At 64.2% G+C, this 15,962-nt stretch carries 10 protein-coding genes; 1 reads left to right on the plus strand and 9 read right to left on the minus strand.

What is annotated here, in order from left to right:
• Positions 1–14: 14 nt before the first annotated feature.
• From I8J29_RS05975 to I8J29_RS06015, 9 genes are all read right to left on the minus strand, one after another.
• The gene (locus I8J29_RS05975) at positions 15–1,667 is read right to left on the minus strand and encodes an MGH1-like glycoside hydrolase domain-containing protein (RefSeq protein ID WP_208846774.1); all 1,653 of its coding nucleotides are present in this window, start codon (positions 1,665–1,667) and stop codon (positions 15–17) included.
• 30 nt (positions 1,668–1,697) lie between these two features.
• On the minus strand, positions 1,698–3,068 hold the full coding sequence (locus I8J29_RS05980) for an ABC transporter substrate-binding protein (RefSeq protein ID WP_208846775.1): 1,371 nt from the start codon (positions 3,066–3,068) through the stop codon (positions 1,698–1,700).
• A 200-nt stretch (positions 3,069–3,268) separates the two neighbouring features.
• A complete protein-coding gene (locus I8J29_RS05985; RefSeq protein WP_420831102.1) occupies positions 3,269–4,105 on the minus strand; it encodes a carbohydrate ABC transporter permease in 837 nt (278 codons plus the stop codon).
• A gap of 12 nt (positions 4,106–4,117) precedes the next feature.
• Positions 4,118–5,032: a carbohydrate ABC transporter permease gene (locus tag I8J29_RS05990; protein ID WP_208846777.1), complete on the minus strand. Its 915-nt coding sequence runs from the start codon at positions 5,030–5,032 to the stop codon at positions 4,118–4,120.
• Positions 5,033–5,170: 138 nt separating this feature from the next.
• Positions 5,171–6,781: a response regulator gene (locus tag I8J29_RS05995; RefSeq protein ID WP_208846778.1), complete on the minus strand. Its 1,611-nt coding sequence runs from the start codon at positions 6,779–6,781 to the stop codon at positions 5,171–5,173.
• Positions 6,756–8,582 carry a cache domain-containing sensor histidine kinase gene (locus tag I8J29_RS06000; RefSeq protein WP_208846779.1) on the minus strand — a complete coding sequence of 609 codons (1,827 nt, stop codon included), beginning with the start codon at positions 8,580–8,582 and terminating at the stop codon, positions 6,756–6,758. Before I8J29_RS06000 ends, I8J29_RS05995 begins: the two co-directional genes overlap by 26 nt.
• A gap of 242 nt (positions 8,583–8,824) precedes the next feature.
• The gene (locus tag I8J29_RS06005) at positions 8,825–9,652 is read right to left on the minus strand and encodes a carbohydrate ABC transporter permease (RefSeq protein ID WP_208846780.1); all 828 of its coding nucleotides are present in this window, start codon (positions 9,650–9,652) and stop codon (positions 8,825–8,827) included.
• A gap of 37 nt (positions 9,653–9,689) precedes the next feature.
• Positions 9,690–10,580, minus strand: coding sequence for a carbohydrate ABC transporter permease (locus tag I8J29_RS06010; RefSeq protein ID WP_208846781.1), 891 nt, complete (start codon positions 10,578–10,580; stop codon positions 9,690–9,692).
• Between the two features lie 58 nt (positions 10,581–10,638).
• Positions 10,639–11,904 (minus strand): ABC transporter substrate-binding protein, encoded by a 1,266-nt coding sequence (locus tag I8J29_RS06015; protein ID WP_208846782.1) that lies wholly within the window; start codon positions 11,902–11,904, stop codon positions 10,639–10,641.
• A gap of 651 nt (positions 11,905–12,555) precedes the next feature.
• Here I8J29_RS06015 and I8J29_RS06020 point away from each other — a divergent pair.
• Positions 12,556–15,909: a S8 family serine peptidase gene (locus tag I8J29_RS06020; RefSeq protein WP_208846783.1), complete on the plus strand. Its 3,354-nt coding sequence runs from the start codon at positions 12,556–12,558 to the stop codon at positions 15,907–15,909.
• The last annotated feature ends 53 nt before the right edge of the window (positions 15,910–15,962 follow it).

The raw sequence follows: 15,962 nt of genomic DNA on the forward strand, positions 1-15,962 counted from the left end.
GGCCTCCCCCTCCCTTACTCGTACGTCGGATAAATCAGCCCGATCTCCCGTTCGCGCCGCCATTGCCCGGCTTCGTACCGCAGCAGCTCGTTGCCCCGCACGGCGAACGGAAGCGCGCGCCCTTCCCAGACAAGCGTCCCTTCCACCGGCCGCGCGCTCATGCCGAGCACGCCGCGAAGCCGGCCCCGCCGGTCCGTGATCACGCGGACGCCGGACGGGAACGCCATCCACGGCGCGCCGCCGCGGTACAGCTCGGACCCGCCGCGCAGATTGAGCAGCTCGAACGCCACGCCGTCGACCGTGCGGGCGTACGCCGTCTCCGCGGCGACCTCGGCGCCGTGGTCCCGGGCGTCTGGCGCGAGCCCGGTGAACCACAGCTCGCCGTCCGGCGTCGGCAGCACGCCGCACAGCCGCTCGACGAAGTCGAGCAGGCAGAGGATGGCCGGCGAGTACGCCTTCGTGAAGCCTTCCTCCCCCGTCCACGGGCCGACCGCCTGCGCGAAGCGCTCCGCCCGGGCGAACGACGACAGGATCGGCTGCATCGCCCACGTCAGCTCGACGTGCCGGCCGTGATGCTCGAACGCGTGCGGCGCGCGGATCAGGCTGAGGTAATTGGACGGCCCCGCCCAGCTGTTGTAGCTGGAGAACGGATCGAAGCGCGGATCGTCCAGCGCGATCGACGTGAACGGATACTTCGCGAAAAACTTCCGCGTGTTCAGCAGATACCGCCGCAGCGCTTCGTCGAAGAACGTCCGGTCGCCGACCTCGCACGCCAGGACGCGCAGCAGCACGTCGGACTGCACCCGCACGAACCGGCCGTGGCGGTCCCGGTCGTAGAAGAACGCGTCCGCCTCGTCGTAGCAGTGGCGCATCAGGCTGTCCAGGCTGGCCTGCGCCTTGGCGCGCCAAGCCTCCCCGCTCTCGCCGAGCTCCTCGGCCATGCGCGCCAAGTACAGCCGCTGGCAGTAGACGTTCGCCGTCAGGTCCGGCGCGAGGAACGGCAGCACCGGCGAATCCGGATCGCAGCGCGACGCGTCGCCGCGATGCGGCGCGTCGGGGACGTGCCAAAACCGCGGCGACAAGTCATGCCCGGTGTCGTAGGCGCCGAACGCCTCGACGCAGCCGGTGCCGCGCGTGTCCCGGTTCGCGGCGAGCCAGCCGTCGTACCGCGCCATCGCCCCGTACATCCGGGCCAGGAACGCCCGGTCGCGCCCGTGCAGCGCGTAATGGTTCCAGACGCTGCGGGCGAGCGGCGTCACGAGCTGGATCTGGCGGAAGGCCGGCCCCTGCTCCGTGATCTTGTACGGCAGCAGGCCGTCCGTCCGCTGATGCGCCGCGAACGACCGGTAGGTCGCCTCGGACACCCGCGGCAGGAACCGCGACAGCAGCTCCGCGTTGATCGTGCCCGTGCTCTCCAGCCAGCAGCCGAGATAGACGCCGCCCTCCTGCAGCGTCGGCGCCTCGCCGGCCATCGGCACGATGCAATCGAACAGCGTGCGCAAGGCCCGGTAATAGACGTCCTCGAGCCGTCCCTCCGACGCCGCGAACCGGATGCCGGCGCCGAGCCATTCCTTCAGCACGGCCCCGTCCGAGGGCTTGCCGAGCGGGCCGAGACGTTCCTCGGTCCGCAGCGTCCGCAGTTTATGAAGCAGCGCGCCTTCGCTCATCGTCCATCCTCGCTTTCCGCCATCGCCGGGTTACGGCTGCTTGTTGCTTTCGAATATTTTGACCGTGCCGTCGTAGAACGCCTTGACCGCCTTGTCCACGCTTTCCTTGCCGAAGCCGATGAGCTGCACCGTGTTGTCCGACAGCTTGATGAACTCCGCGTTGCCCGGAGGGTTGTAGCTGACCGCGAACGGCTCCTTCTTCGTCGCCTCGGAGACGCGGCTCGTGAAGTAGTAGACGATTTTGTCCGTCTCGCTCGCGCTGCCCTCCAGCACCGCGCGGTTTGCCGAGGTGACCGGCACGCCGCGGTTGTTGCCGAGTATCTTGGCCGCGTCCGGATCGTTGATCCAGAAGTCCATCAGCTTGGCGACTTCGCTCGGATGCTTCGTCTTCACGTAGCCCGACAGCCCCTGGCTCGATTCGAACACGACGCCCGTGCCCTTCGCGCCGCGCGGCACCTGCACCATGATCAGTTCGTCCTTCGTCGCGCTCTGGAACGAGCCGAGCAGGTTCGACGGCAGCAGCGTCATCGCCGCCTTGCCCGTCACGATCAGCGATTTGCTCGCGTCCGCCGGAGGATTGGATACCTGCAGCTCGGCCGGTACGACGCCGCCGGCTTTGGCCGTCTTATCCCAATACCGGAACCAAGGCAGGATATCCGCTTCCTCGAAGCCGAGCTTGCCGTTCGCCATGTCGTACAGCTGCTTGCCGTTCTGCTTCAGGTAAATATCGTGGCCGTCCGTCGTGAAATTGTACGTGCCGTAGTAGCCTTTGCCCAGCTTGTCGGCGATCTCCTTGCTGATGCGGGCGTAATCGTCCCAGGTCCAGCCGTCCTGCGGCACCGGAAGGCCGGCCTTGTCGAACATCGTCTTGTTGACGACGATGCCCCGGGCGTTGGCTCCCGCGGAGAGATGGATCAGCTTGCCGCCCAGCGTGCCGTACTCTTTCATCGCCGGATCCATGTCGTCGAGCTTCAACCCCTTGCCGACGTATGGGCCGAGGTCGAGCAGTACGCCTTTGTCGGCGTAGTCGACGACGTTGCCGCCGAGGAAGAAAATATCCGGCGCCGTGCCCGACGCGAGCTGCGTGTTCAGCTTGTCGAAGTAGCCGTCCGACGGGCCGAACTCGCCCGTGATCTTGATGTTCGGGTTCTTCTGCTCGAACAGGTCGATCGCCTTGTTCGTCAAGTCCGCGCGGTTCTGGTCGCCCCACCACATCATCCGCAGCTCGACCTGCTCCCGGCCGCCGTTGTCCGGCGTTGCCGCCGGAGCGTTCGCGTTCGTGCCGGCGTTCCCCGCCGCCCCGCCTTCGTTCGCCGCGTTAGGCCCGCCGGAGTTGCCGCAAGCCGACAGCGAGATGGCCGTCAGGGCCGCCAAGCCGAACAAGAGTACCTTCTTTTTCATCGTTTCTTCTCCCCTTCTGATGAAATGCCAAGCGCTTGCAACAACCATCCTACCGGATTGCCGATTCGGCCGGAATGCGATTCCTTCGGCTGTTCGCGTGTCATTTTTTCGGGCGGACGCGCTGGCCCCGGTCCCGTCAAGAATGCCGCCAGCGCCGCGCCGGCCGCGAACGCAGGCCTCCCCGTCCCGCGCGCCTTGCCTCATTTCAGCCCCGTCGTGGCGATGCCGTCGAGGAAATACCGCTGGAAGATCAGGAAGATCAGCGTGATCGGCAGCAGCGACAGCACCGAAATCGCGAGCAGCGCCCCCCAGTCCGACGAACCGGACGGATCGAACAGCGCGCGGATGCCGAGCTGGACCGTGAACAGCTTGATATCGCTCAGATAGATCATCTGGCTGAAGAAGTCGTCCCACGACCAGATGAACGTGAAGATCGCCGTGGTGATCAGCGCCGGCAGCAGCAGCGGCATGATGATCCGGGCGTACAGCATCGGCTGGCTGCAGCCGTCGATCGTCGCGCTCTCGTCGAGCTCCCGCGGGATGCCGCGGATGAACTGCACCATCAGCAGGATGAAGAACGAGTCGTGCGCCAGCCATTTCGGCAGGAACAGCGGGAAATACGTGTTGATCCAGTGCAGCTGGCTGTAAATGATGTACTGCGGCACGAGCGTGACGTGGTACGGCAGCATGATCGTGACGAGCATGAGCCCGAACCACAGCTTCTTCAAGCCGAACTCCAGCCTGGCGAAGGCGAAGGCGGCGAGCGAGCAGGTCGCGATATTGCCGAGCACGCTGAGCGTCGAGATCAGTGCCGAATTGCCGAAGAAGCGGGCGAACGAGATGCCCTGGAAGCCTCTCCAGCCGTTGCGGTAGTTGTCGAGCGTGAACGTATGGGGCCAGAGGCCGCCGCCGGCGAAGATTTCCTGATTCGGCTTGAACGAGCTCGCGAGCAGCCACAGCACGGGATACAGCATGGCGAGTCCGACCGCGACGATGGCGAGATGCCGGACCGCGCCGGCGTACGCTCCTTTTCTCATGGACATGGCCGTCTACCTCCCTTCCTTGCCGTCGCCGTAGAACACCCAGAACCGCGAGGTCGCGAAGACGAGGCCGGTGAACGCGGCGATGATGAGCAGCATGATCCACGCCAGCGCGGACGCGTAGCCCATGTCGAAGTACGCGAAGCCCTTCAGGTACAGGTACAGCGTGTAGAACATTGACGCGTCGAGCGGACCGCCGCGCCCGTCGCCGATGACGTAGGCGGGCGTGAACGCCTGGAACGAATTGATGATGCTCATGATCAGGTTGAAGAAAATCACGGGCGTCAGCATCGGCAGCGAAATGCTGAAGAACCGCCGCGCCTTGCCCGCGCCGTCGACCTGCGACGCTTCGTACAGATCGGCGGGAATTTGCTTCAGCCCGGCCAGGAAGATGACCATCGCGGAGCCGAACTGCCAGACGGACAGCGCGACGATGGGATAGAGGAGATAGTCGGGATGGGCGATCCACGACGGGCCGTCGATGCCGAACCAGCCGAGCGCCCGGTTGACGACGCCGTCGCCGTCGAATATTTGCCGCCACACGATCGAAATGGCGATGCTGCCGCCGAGCAGCGACGGGACGTAATAGACGGTCCGGTAAACGCCGAGCGCCCGGATGCCCTTGTTCAGCGCCATGGCGACGAGCAGCGCGAAGACGAGGCGAAGCGGCACGGACAGCAGCACGTAAGTGAACGTCAGCTTCAAGGAATGGCCGAACGTGGCGTCGTCCCCGAAGATCTGCTTGTAGTTCTCGAGCCCGGTCCAGTTCGGCGCGGCCAGCAGGTTATACTTGGTGAACGACAGGTAGAGCGAGCCGATCATCGGGCCCAGCGTCAGGCAAAAAAACCCGACAAGCCACGGCAGCAAAAACAAATACGCTGTTCGGTTGTGGGTTCGGGCAAGCGGCCTGCGGACGGTTCGCATCGGGAGTCCTCCTCTGGTCATGGTGGAATAGCTCCATCATAAGCGGACCGCCCCCGCGGCTGAATGCGATTTCTTCGGCTGTTGGCTTTTGAATTTTTTAGGTGCGCGCCCGTCGCGCCGGGCGCGGCGCCGCATCCGTCAGCCTTCCTGCGGCTCGCCTTGCCCGGCGCCCCGCTGCCGGTAGTCCGAGGGCGACAGGCCGAACATCCGCTTGAACTTGGCGCTGAAGTAGCTGGCGCTCGCGAAGCCGGTCAGCTCCGCGATGTCCCACAGGCCGAGCTGCGTTCCTTCGAGCAGGCGAACCGCCTGGGCCATCCTCGCCTCGGTCAAGTATTGAATGAACGTCTTGCCGACCTTGGACTTGAACAGCTCCGAGAAATAGGACGGATTGTAATTGAATTTCTCCGCGATCTGCGTCAGGTTCAGATCGGACATGTAGTTCTCGCCGATATGCCGGAGCACGGCGTCCATGAGCGGCGCGTCCCCGTCCGCCGCCTCGCTGCGGCGCGCCGCGGCGATTTTGCCCGCGATGCCCGCGAGGAAGCCGGCCGCCCGGTCGACCGTGTCGAGGGCCAGCGCCATCTCCGGCCGGAGCCACAGCTGCTCCGCGCTCCCGAGCGGCGCGCGGGCTTCGTGCGCCAGCGGCTCGAGCAGCAGGTACAGCCGGAAGATCGCCCGCACGAAGCGGGCGCGCGACGCCGCGAACGCCGCCTGCAGCGACTGCCGCGCGGCCCGCTCGAACGACGCCAGGTCGCCCCGCGCCAAGCACCGTTCGATGACGCTGATCTCTTCCGCGGACAGCGCCGCCTGGCCGTCGGCCGGCCCCCGCTCGTCCTCCGCCGCCCCGCTTTCGGACCAGTTCCAGGCGAGCAGCGCGGACAGGTAGCCTTCCTTCCACTGCCCGAAGCCGGTCACGGGCCGGCCGGCGCCGAGCGCGAGCCCGAAGCCGAGCATGCCGCGCGCCAGCTCGTCCAGCTCCGCGGCGAAGCCGCGCAGCCACGCTTCGTCCTCCGTCGTCGCGAAATGGATCAGGCCGGGATAATTGGCGTCCCGGAACGCCACGACGGCCGCGCCGGACGTCTCTTCCTTCTCCCGGCAGAGCAGCTCGAACGGGAGAAGGAACCGGTCCGGCGTCCGTTCCGCCGCGGCCTCGGGCGCGTCTCCGTCGGCCCGCGGCCGGAGGCCGACGGAGAGGAAGCGCGCCTCCCGCCGGGCCCATGGCTCCATCCCGAACCGGGCGGCCCGGTCGAGCACGGCGCTCTCCCGGTCGGACTCGCCCTTGATCAGCCGCACGACGAAATGCTCCCGCATCTCCTTGAAGTAGCGGGACAGCTCCCAGCGGGCCCGCGCTTCCCGCTCCAGCTCCTCGCGCGCCCCGTCGAGCTCCGCCGCGATGCTCGCCAGCACGGCGGCCAGCTCGTCCCGGGCGACCGGCTTCAGCAAGTAGTCGAACGCGTGATGCCGGAGCGCCGCCCGCGCGTACCGAAAGTCCTCGTAGCCGGTAATGACGACGAGGCGCACGTCCGGATGCCGCTCCCGGCAGGCCTCGAGGAACGACACGCCGTCCATGAGCGGCATGTTCATGTCGGTCAGGACGATGTCGACGGGCGTCTGCTCGAGCAGCTCGAGCGCCTCGAGCCCGTTCGACGCCTCGCCGGCCAGCTCGAGGCCGAGCCTTGCGGCGTCGATTTTGAGCGTCAGGCCGAGCCGGATCTCGGGTTCGTCATCCACGATGAGCAAGCGGTACATGCGCGATCGCCTCCCGTGCGGGTAGAGTCAGCTCGATGCGCGTGCCCTCGCCTTCGGCGGAGTCGATGCGCGCCTCGAAGAGCGAGCCGTAATACAGCCGGCAGCGCGCGAGCACGTTGCCGAGGCCGATCTGGCGGTCGCCGCCGGCCAGAATCTGATGGGTGCGCGCGGCGTCGGACCGCGCCAGCAGCCGGCGGCGCTGCAGATCGCTCATGCCGATGCCGTTGTCGGCGACGGTCAGGCGCACGCGGCCGTCCGCCCGCTCGACCCGGACGTCCACCCGCGCTTCCGCCTGCCGCAGGAACGCGAACTTGACGGCGTTCTCGATGAGCGGCTGCAGGATGAACTTGACGACCGTCACGCGCGCGAGGTCGCCTTCCTCCTCGATCGCGAGACGGAGCCGGCCGCCGAAGCGGATCTGCAGAATGCCCGCGTAATCGCGGACGTACCTCAGCTCCTCCCGCAGCGCGACGAGATCGTCGTCGATCTTCAGCGAGAACCGGAGCATCTTGCCGAGCGATTCGATGACCGCGACCGTGTCGTCGGTCCGCTTCTGCATGGCCAGGCTGCTCATCAGCTCCAGCGTGTTGAACATGAAATGGGGATTGATCTGCATGAGCAGCGCCTTGTACTCGGCCTGCTGCCGCAGCAGCCGCAGCTCGAATTCGGTCCGGATGTGCTGCCGGAGCCGGCCGATCATGTTGCGGAACGTCGCCGTCGCGAACCCGACCTCGTTGCGCACGTCTCCCGCGGGCGGCAGCCGGCTCTCGGCGCTGTCGAAGTCCCCGCGCTGCACGTGGCGCATGGACGAGATGAGCCGGGAGAGCGGCTTCGTGATGCCGTGCGACAGCCAGAAGGCGATGAACACCGACAGCAGCAGCAGGAGCGCGGCGAGCAGGATGATGCTGTCCCGCAGCTTGAACAGCCGGCCGTACAGGTCCCGCTCGGAGACGAAGCCGACGAGCGTCCAGCCGGTCAGCGTCAGCTTCTTGTAGACCATGATCTGGTTTTCCCCGCGGTCGTTCTTGAAGTAGACGACGCCCTGCTTCCGCCAGTCCTCCCGAACGGCCTTCACCTCTCCCGACGCGTCCGCGCGCGCGCCGTAATCGGCCTGGGACAGCAGCGGGCTGCCGTTCTGGTCGAGCAAATAGATCGTCCCGCTCGTGCCGAGGTGGATCCGGTTCAGCGGTTCGAGGAAATCGTCCGCGCGGACGTTGACCTTCAGCACGTTTTTGGCGAGCGAGGGTTCGAACGTGCCGATCGGCATCAGCATGCTGACGACGGGATGGGTATTGTTGTTGTTGATCCGGATTTCGACGTCGTCCGTATGGGCCGCCAGCCAGCGGACGCTCTGCGCCTTGAAGTTCTTGTACCATTCCTGTCCCAGAAAGGACGGGTCCTTGACGACCTGGTTGCCCATGCTGACCAGCGTTCCTTCGCTGCGATAGACCCCGACCGAGGAAATGCTGGAGTAGCTGGTCGCCGTCTGCGTCAGGAACTTGCTCATGTTCAGGTGGGCCAGCATCTTCTCGCCGTCCGGCAGCGACTTGTCCGAGGCGGCGTCGTCCCATTCGTCCGTCGCGGCGCTGTTGAACACGAGCGAGGCCAAGTCGTAGATCTGCGTCTGCATCATGTCAATATAGGAGCCGTACTCGTCCATCTTCTCGAGCGCCGAAGACTCGATATAGGAGCGGATGATGGAGCGGGACTGGTCGAACAGCAGGACGGACAGGGCGCCGAACGCGAGGACGAACAGCAGGACGAACACCGCGATGAGCCGATTGCGAAGCGAATAGAACATGGTCTTCTCCTTCCGTGAACGGGCGGATCCCGATGTGTGAATGCGCTTGCATGACGGCTTGCGCGCCGCGGCCGATTCGGGCACGATGCGACTTCGGCCGCACTGCCATCATACCGTATCGCCGCCGTTTGCGCAGTCGGAATGTGCGCCGGGCGCCCGTCGCGGCGGTCCTTCCGGACGTCCGCGCGCGACAAAAAGCAGCCGAACCCCCCGGGTTCGGCTGCCTCCGCATGCGCCGCGCCTCAGCTCTTGACCGCGCCGGCCGCGATATCCGAGATGAACTGCCGGCTGACGAACAGGAACAGCACGACGAGCGGCAGGACCGCGAGCAGCGTGCCCGCGATGACCATCGCGTAATCCGTCACGTAGATTCCGTTCAGGGACGACAAAGCGACCTGCAGCGTAAACTTCCGTTCGTTATTCAAAATAATCAGCGGCCACAGATAATCGTTCCATACCCCGATGAAGGTGAACGCCCCGAGGAACGATAACGCCGGCCGCAGGATCGGCAGCATGAGGCTCCAATAGATGCGGAAGAATCCGCAGCCGTCGATGCGGCCGGCCTCGATCAGCTCCGTCGGAATGGACTCCTCGGCGTACTGGCGGATCCAGAAGATCCCGAAGGCATTGACCATGCCGGGGATAATGAGCGCCTTGAACGAGCCGACCCAGCCGAACTTCGCCATGATGACGAACGAGGGCACGAGCGACAGCTGCGCCGGCGCCATCATCGTGGCCAGCAGCAGGACGAACAGCCACTTTTTCCCCGGAAACGCGTACTTCGCGAACGTCGCGCCGGCCAGCGAGTCGAAGAACAAGACCAGCAGCGCGACCGCCCCCGACACGAACAGCGAATTGGCGAACGCGCCGAAGAAATCGATCGTGTCGATCACGCGCTTTACATTGTCGAGCAGCTGCGTCCCGAACCCTAATTTGGGCGGATAGCCGTAGATCTCCCCCGTCGTGCGCGTGGCCATGACCGTGAGCCAGTAGAAGGGGAAAACGGACAGCAGGAACCCCGCTATCAATACCGCATGCAAGAATGCCGATTTCCATTTGCTCGTCGCCATCGGACACACTCCTCTCCTCGTTTCGCTCCCGGCCGCTTCAATCCGGGCTGCCCTTGACCAGCCGCCAGTTCAGCATGGAGAACAGCGCGATCAGCACGAACATCCCCCAGCCGACCGCCGCGCCGTAGCCGAAGTAATTGTTGATGAACGCTTCCCGGTACAGATAGAGCACGATGGTCAGCCCGCCGCCTCCCGGCCCGCCGTCGTTGCCGACGAGCACCTGCGGCTCCGTGAAGATCTGCATGCCGCCGATCGTGGACGTGATGACGGTGAACAGGATGATCGGCCGCAGAATCGGCACCGTGATGCGGAAGAAGGCCTGCGCGCCCGTGGCGCCGTCCATGCGCGCCGCCTCGTACAGGACGGAAGGAATGCTCTGCAGCCCCGCGAGGAAGATGATGGCGTTATAGCCGACCCAGCGCCAGACGATCATCAGGGAGATCGCGAATTGGATGCCCCACGTCTTCTGCAGGAATTCCACGGACTGCAGGCCGAACAGACGGAGCACGTAATTAAGCAAGCCGTAATTGCCCGAGAACAGCGTGCTGAACACGATGGCGACCGCCACGAGCGACGTGACGTTCGGCAGGAAATAGCCGATCCGGAAGAAGGTCCGGCCCTTTACGAACGACGCGTTCAGCAGGAACGCCAGCACGAGCGCCAAGAAGAGCATCGGAATCGTGGAATAGATCCAGATGAGCAAGGTGTTGGCCACCGCATGCCAGAATTCGGGATCGCCGAGCATGAACCGGTAATTGTTCAGCCCGTTGAACGTCATGTCGCCGATGCCGTCCCACTTCTGGAAGGAGAGATACATCGAGAACGCGATCGGGAACAGACCGAAGATCGCGAACACGATAAAAAAGGGCGAGATAGCCGCGTACGCTTTGCGGTGCTTCCATAGTTCGGCGGTTAACCTGCGATTCATAGGCCCAGCCTCCTCGTTCGTTCATTCGGACTTGCCTTGCCCGCTTGATGCCGGCGGGCTAGCGGAGCAGCTCCTTGCCGATGCGCGCCATGGCGTCGCGCCACGCGTCGTCCGGGTTCTTGCCCTGCGTCGCCACCGATTGCAGCTGGCGGTTCACGATGCCGTTGACGTTCACGTACCGCGGCCCGAAGTACGTCGGCTTCACGTGCAGCGCCGAAGCGGTGAAAATCTCGCCCGTCGCCTGGCCGCCGAAGAAATCCTCCTTCCGGCGCATCACCGGCGCGTCCAGCGCCGTCTTGGCGGAAGGAAACAGATTGACGTCGGCGAAGCTCTTCACCTGATTGTCCGGGCTTTGCAGCCATTTGATCAGCCGGAACGCTTCGCCCGGATGCTTGCTCGTTCGCATGATCGCCAGGAACGAGCCGCCGTTGTTGCCGTCTCCTCCCGGCGCCCGGGCGACGCGCCACTTGCCGGCGGTGTCGGGCGCGGCTTGCCGGAGGACTTCCTTGTTCCACACGGCGCCGACGAACGAAGCGATCTTGCCGGTGTTCATGGCGGCGCTCCACTCCGGCGTCCCGCCGTTCGCGTTCGCGAGCAGCCCCATGGACGAAGCCTTCACGGCAAGCTCCCACGCCCGCTTCGCCGAAGAGGACGGGTCGCCGCCGACGAAGTTATCGTGCTTGTCGAAGTAGATCGTCTCGCTCTGCGCGTTCACCTGCGTATAGATCGTGCCGATATTGTCCGTCAGCTTCACGCCGTCGCCGAGCGCGTCCTGCAGCTTCTTCCCGGCCGCGAGATAATCGTCCCAGGTTCCCATGAGCTTGTGAACCTCCTCGGGGTCGGACGGCAGGCCCGCCTTCTCGAACAAGTCGGCCCGATAGAACAGCGCGGTCGGCCCCGTGTCGATCGGCAGCGCGACCATGCGGCCTTGCGGCGTCACGCCGAGCTGCCATTTCCAAGGCAAGTAATCCGGCTCGATGTCGCGCGCCCCGAGTTCGTACAGGTCGTAGAACCGGTCGGCGTTCGGGAACATCTCCGTGACCCAGTCGTTGAAGGCCACGATGTCGGGTCCGCCGGAGCCGGCGGCCAGCGTCGTCTTGAGCTTGGATTTGAAGTCGCCGCCGACCTTCTGCGCCACGATCCGGACGTTCGGAAATTCGGTCCGGGCCGCTTCGATGAGCTTGTCGTCGAGCCCGCGGTTCCAGTACCAGATGGTCAGCGTGGTCTTCTTGTCGGCTGCCGCTTGCGCGGAGCACCCCGTCAGCATGACGGCGGCGACCAAAATCGCCGTCAGCAGCGCCGAAAACGTCGCGCGCGTGGTCATTTTCAATCCCTCCCGTCTGCATCCGTCAGCCGGTCAAGCCAGTGAAAGCGCTTAACTTTAGTTGGATGACATCCTTTACACGGAAGCAAGCACGGTTGAACCTGAGAAATTGTGGCAGCTTGGTGAACACGAGGATTCGTTAGGGGTACGGCGGTCCGCGACTGCTTCGGCAACGAGCCTGTCCTGCATGTTGTCGCCCGCACCGGATCAGGCGCGCCAATAAGCAGCAATCGCATTCGTCAGCTCGCGAAGATTATGTCATTTAATCTTACGTATTCTATTTGATCTCCTTTTGAAAATTTAAAAAAATAAACTTATTGACGCCTTAAATTTGCGGATTATATAATTTTCTCAGAATTTCGGACGATTTGCGTCATAAAACCTTACATATTGTTCGAATTCACTCCATTTCCCGACTGAAGAAGCCGATTCAACCGAGCGGGACGCATGTCCCAGGCCACTTAACGAGGAGGTTGTTCACGAAGTCCCCGCCTTTGCATGTCCGCGGACATGCCTTGTTCGCCGCCGCGCCGGAAGAGCCGCTCGCGTTTTTTGCCGGCCGAACGAGACACGATTCAGAGACAAGCCATCGCAGCCGATGCGTGGCACGAACGTTCAGAATCTATCGACACGGTGGGAGGAGACACACCCTTGAAGCATCGCTCGAAGAGCAAGTTGTTCTTGTTGATCTCGTTATCTTTCGTTTGCCTGTCCGGTTCCCTCGTTCCGAATCTCGGCCAGCATGACCGCGGCCTTGCGCTGGCGCAGGGAACCGCCGCATCCGATAAGCTCCGGAAGACGATGGGACCGGAAGCCGCGAATGCGTCGGAGACGGTCATCGAAGTCCCGGATGCCCCTCGCTCGCAGCCTCTCTCCCGGCCGGTCGGCGCCGATAAAGCCATGAAAGCCGACCGTATCATCGTGAAATACAAAACGGGCAGCCGCCCGCAAGCGTTGGCCGAAGACCTCGGACTAACGCCGTCGCGAACGCTCCCGGGACTCGGTGCCGAGGTCCTAACGCTGCCCGAAGGCGCGGATATCGCCGCCGTCCTCGCCCGTCTCAAGGCCGACCCGGCCGTCCTGTACGCGGAGCCGGACGCCCAGGTCATCGCCTCCGATTCGGGGACGTCCGGCACAAGCGTTCCGCCGAATCCCGGACAAGCCTTGCATGCACCGCAACCGTCATCCTCCGTTTCGGCCGGCATGCCCCCCGCGAACGGGCCGGCATCCGTTTCATCCGAGCCGCAACCCCTCATCCCGAACGATCCTTTATTTCCCAATCAGTGGGCCTTGAATAACGCCGACGGCCTGGATATCGACCTCAACGCGCCGGAAGCCTGGCCGTATCTGCAGGACGCCGGCAAGGACGTCGTCGTGGCGGTAATCAGCGACGGCGTGGATGGCGATCATCCGGATCTGGCGAACAGCATCTGGACCAATCCCAAAGAGATCCCGGGCAACGGCATCGACGACGACGGCAACGGCTTTGTCGACGACGTTCACGGCTGGGACTTCAATCATGACGACAACGATGCCGACGACGGCTTGAACGACCCGGCCAAGAACGGGACGGTGATCGCGGGCATCGTAGCCGCCTCCGTCAACAACGGCGTCGGGATCGCGGGCGTGGCCCCGAACGCGAAGATTCTGCCGGTCAAGACGTTTTCCTCGACGTCGGGGAGCGGAACGTTCTCGCAAATCGCGGCGGGCATCGCCTACGCCGGGCAGATGGGTGCCGACATCGCCGTCCTGGACTTCATGACCTGGGAACCGAGCGACCTGGTCCTGGACGCGCTCCGGCACTCCGACATGCTGTTCGTCGCGCAGCCCGGCGACTTCGGCGACGACCTGGAACGCATCCCGAGCTACCCGGCTTCCTACAAGCTCCCCAACGTGCTGACCGTTAACGGCATCGGACGCGCCGGCAATACGCCGACGAGCTACGGCAAAAAGACCGTTCAGATCGCCGCGCCGGCCCTCGATACGTTAACGACCATGCCTTCGGAAAACCCGGCGTACGCCGCCCAAATCGACACCGGCGCGTACCGAGCGGTCTATAACGGACTCGGCTTCGAGCATTTCGCTCCGCCGTTCCAGACCGATGCCTTCCGTGCGGCGCTCGATTACTTGGGCGAAGGCGCGGACAAACCGTCGGTCCTGCTCGTCCAGGACGACAACTCGTCCGGGGGCAACGAGGAGGAGCGAAGCTTCCTCGCGCTATACAAGAGCTTCCTGCTGTCCGCCGGCTACGAGACCGACGGGATGCCGCAGGGCGATGCGCGCGGAACGTTCCAAGTCGCGACCGTCGCCAAGAACGGGGATGGCCCTTCGCTTGAAGCCATGCAAGCCTACGACATCGTCGTATGGTTCACCGGTCACGCCAACGCGAGCATGAATCCGGATCCGGATGCCCCTTCGGTGCTGACCGAGTCCGACAAGGCAAATCTAACGAATTACCTGCAAGCGGGCGGGGGACTGCTCCTTACGGGCAGGGACGCGCTCTTCGGAAGCGAAGCGTCGCCTTTCGCGAAGGACGTGCTCCACTTGGATTATGTGACCGAAGGCTATTTCGGCTATTACGATTTGCAAGGCGCGGACGGGACCATCTTTGCCGGACAATCCGTTCCGATGCCGGATGAATCGCTCGGCGACGTCATCGTTGCCCGGGATTCCTTCGCCCAACCCAACCTGTTCCTGGATAAGCCGGACTACGATATTCCCGGAAACTACGGTACGCCGGCCATCGCGCACGCCGCCGGCGCGGCTGCCGTGGTGCTTGGCGTCAATCCGGGCTACGACGCGAAGCTGACGATTCAACGCCTGATGAACAGCGGAAAGAAAGTGAGCTCCCTGGCGGACAAGAACATGTCCGGCAAGATGATCGACGTCTATCGGGCCGTATCCGACAAGGATATCCCCGGCACTCCGCTCCAGGCGCCGGAAGTGAGCGAGCGTCTCGACGAAGCGTCCGATCCGGACCGCGTGTACGCCGTCGAACTGAACGCCGGCGAAACGATCCAGGCGGAGCTGACCGGGGACGATGGCACCGACTTCGATCTCTACCTCTACTCGCCTTCCGCCGTTACCGTCCACGGCAAGGCCGGCATCGTCGCCGCTTCCGAGCATCCGGGAACGTCCGGCGAAGGCTTCTCCTATTTCGCGAAGCAAACCGGCACCTATTACGTGAACGTCTACGCGTTCGCGGGATCGGGCGGCTACACCCTGCGCCTGCGGCACGCCAACGCCTCCGGCACCTACGAGGACGATTCGGAAGCCGTGACGTACGCCGGCGATTGGGAGAACGTACCGGACGACGCGCTGTCCGGCGGAACCGCGAAACGCATCGACGCCCCGGGCCACGCCGAGCTCGCCTTCGAGGGCAGCTACGTCGAATGGATCGGAACCAAGAATCCGCGGCAAGGCATCGCCAACGTCTACCTCGACGGCAAGCTGGCCGCGGCCGTGTCCTTGTACGGCGAAGCCGAATCGAAGCGTCAGTCGCTCTTCAAGAAGACGGTCTCCTACGACAAGCATACGATCCGGATCGAATGGACGGGCAAGACCGACCCAAGAGCCCGGAAGGACGATCCCGCGTTCGTGAACGTCGATGCGTTCCTCGTCAAACATCTCGTCCAAGACGCCGACTTCTCCGAGGTGCGCTATGAAGGCACGTGGGCGACAAGCTTCAGCACGGTTTACTCGGGCCAGTCCGTGACGACGTCCATCACGAAAGACGACTATGCCGAGTTCGTCTTCGCCGGGACGAAGGTTCGTCTCCTCGCGCCGGTCGGCGGCAACCGCGGCATCGCGGATATCTACATCGACGGGCAATTGGCGGCATCGGCGGACCTGTACCGGCCGGCCCGCCAATACGAAGCCGTCGTCTTCGAATCGGAGGCGCTCTCCGAGGGCACGCACACCGTGCGCGTCGTGAACAGCGGCCGGAAGCACGCGAGCTCCGCCGGCACCGCCGTCCCGATCGACGCCTTCGAGATCGAATCGTGAATCATCCATGCGAGAGCGACAACTTTTAAGAAATGGGGACCTGGATTTGAAGA

It is taken from the genome of Paenibacillus artemisiicola (assembly GCF_017652985.1).
Classification (GTDB): domain Bacteria; phylum Bacillota; class Bacilli; order Paenibacillales; family Paenibacillaceae; genus Paenibacillus_Z; species Paenibacillus_Z artemisiicola.

Bases quoted from the DNA above. Each gene is read 5' to 3' on its own strand.
- I8J29_RS05980 (WP_208846775.1), bottom strand. From the start codon at position 3,068: ATGAAAAAGAAGGTACTCTTGTTCGGCTTGGCGGCCCTGACGGCCATC.
- I8J29_RS06005 (WP_208846780.1), bottom strand. From the start codon at position 9,652: ATGGCGACGAGCAAATGGAAATCGGCATTCTTGCATGCGGTATTGATA.
- I8J29_RS05990 (WP_208846777.1), bottom strand. From the start codon at position 5,032: ATGCGAACCGTCCGCAGGCCGCTTGCCCGAACCCACAACCGAACAGCG.
- I8J29_RS06010 (WP_208846781.1), bottom strand. From the start codon at position 10,580: ATGAATCGCAGGTTAACCGCCGAACTATGGAAGCACCGCAAAGCGTAC.
- I8J29_RS06015 (WP_208846782.1), bottom strand. From the start codon at position 11,904: ATGACCACGCGCGCGACGTTTTCGGCGCTGCTGACGGCGATTTTGGTC.
- I8J29_RS05995 (WP_208846778.1), bottom strand. From the start codon at position 6,781: ATGTACCGCTTGCTCATCGTGGATGACGAACCCGAGATCCGGCTCGGC.
- I8J29_RS06000 (WP_208846779.1), bottom strand. From the start codon at position 8,582: ATGTTCTATTCGCTTCGCAATCGGCTCATCGCGGTGTTCGTCCTGCTG.
- I8J29_RS05975 (WP_208846774.1), bottom strand. From the start codon at position 1,667: ATGAGCGAAGGCGCGCTGCTTCATAAACTGCGGACGCTGCGGACCGAG.
- I8J29_RS05985 (WP_420831102.1), bottom strand. From the start codon at position 4,105: ATGAGAAAAGGAGCGTACGCCGGCGCGGTCCGGCATCTCGCCATCGTC.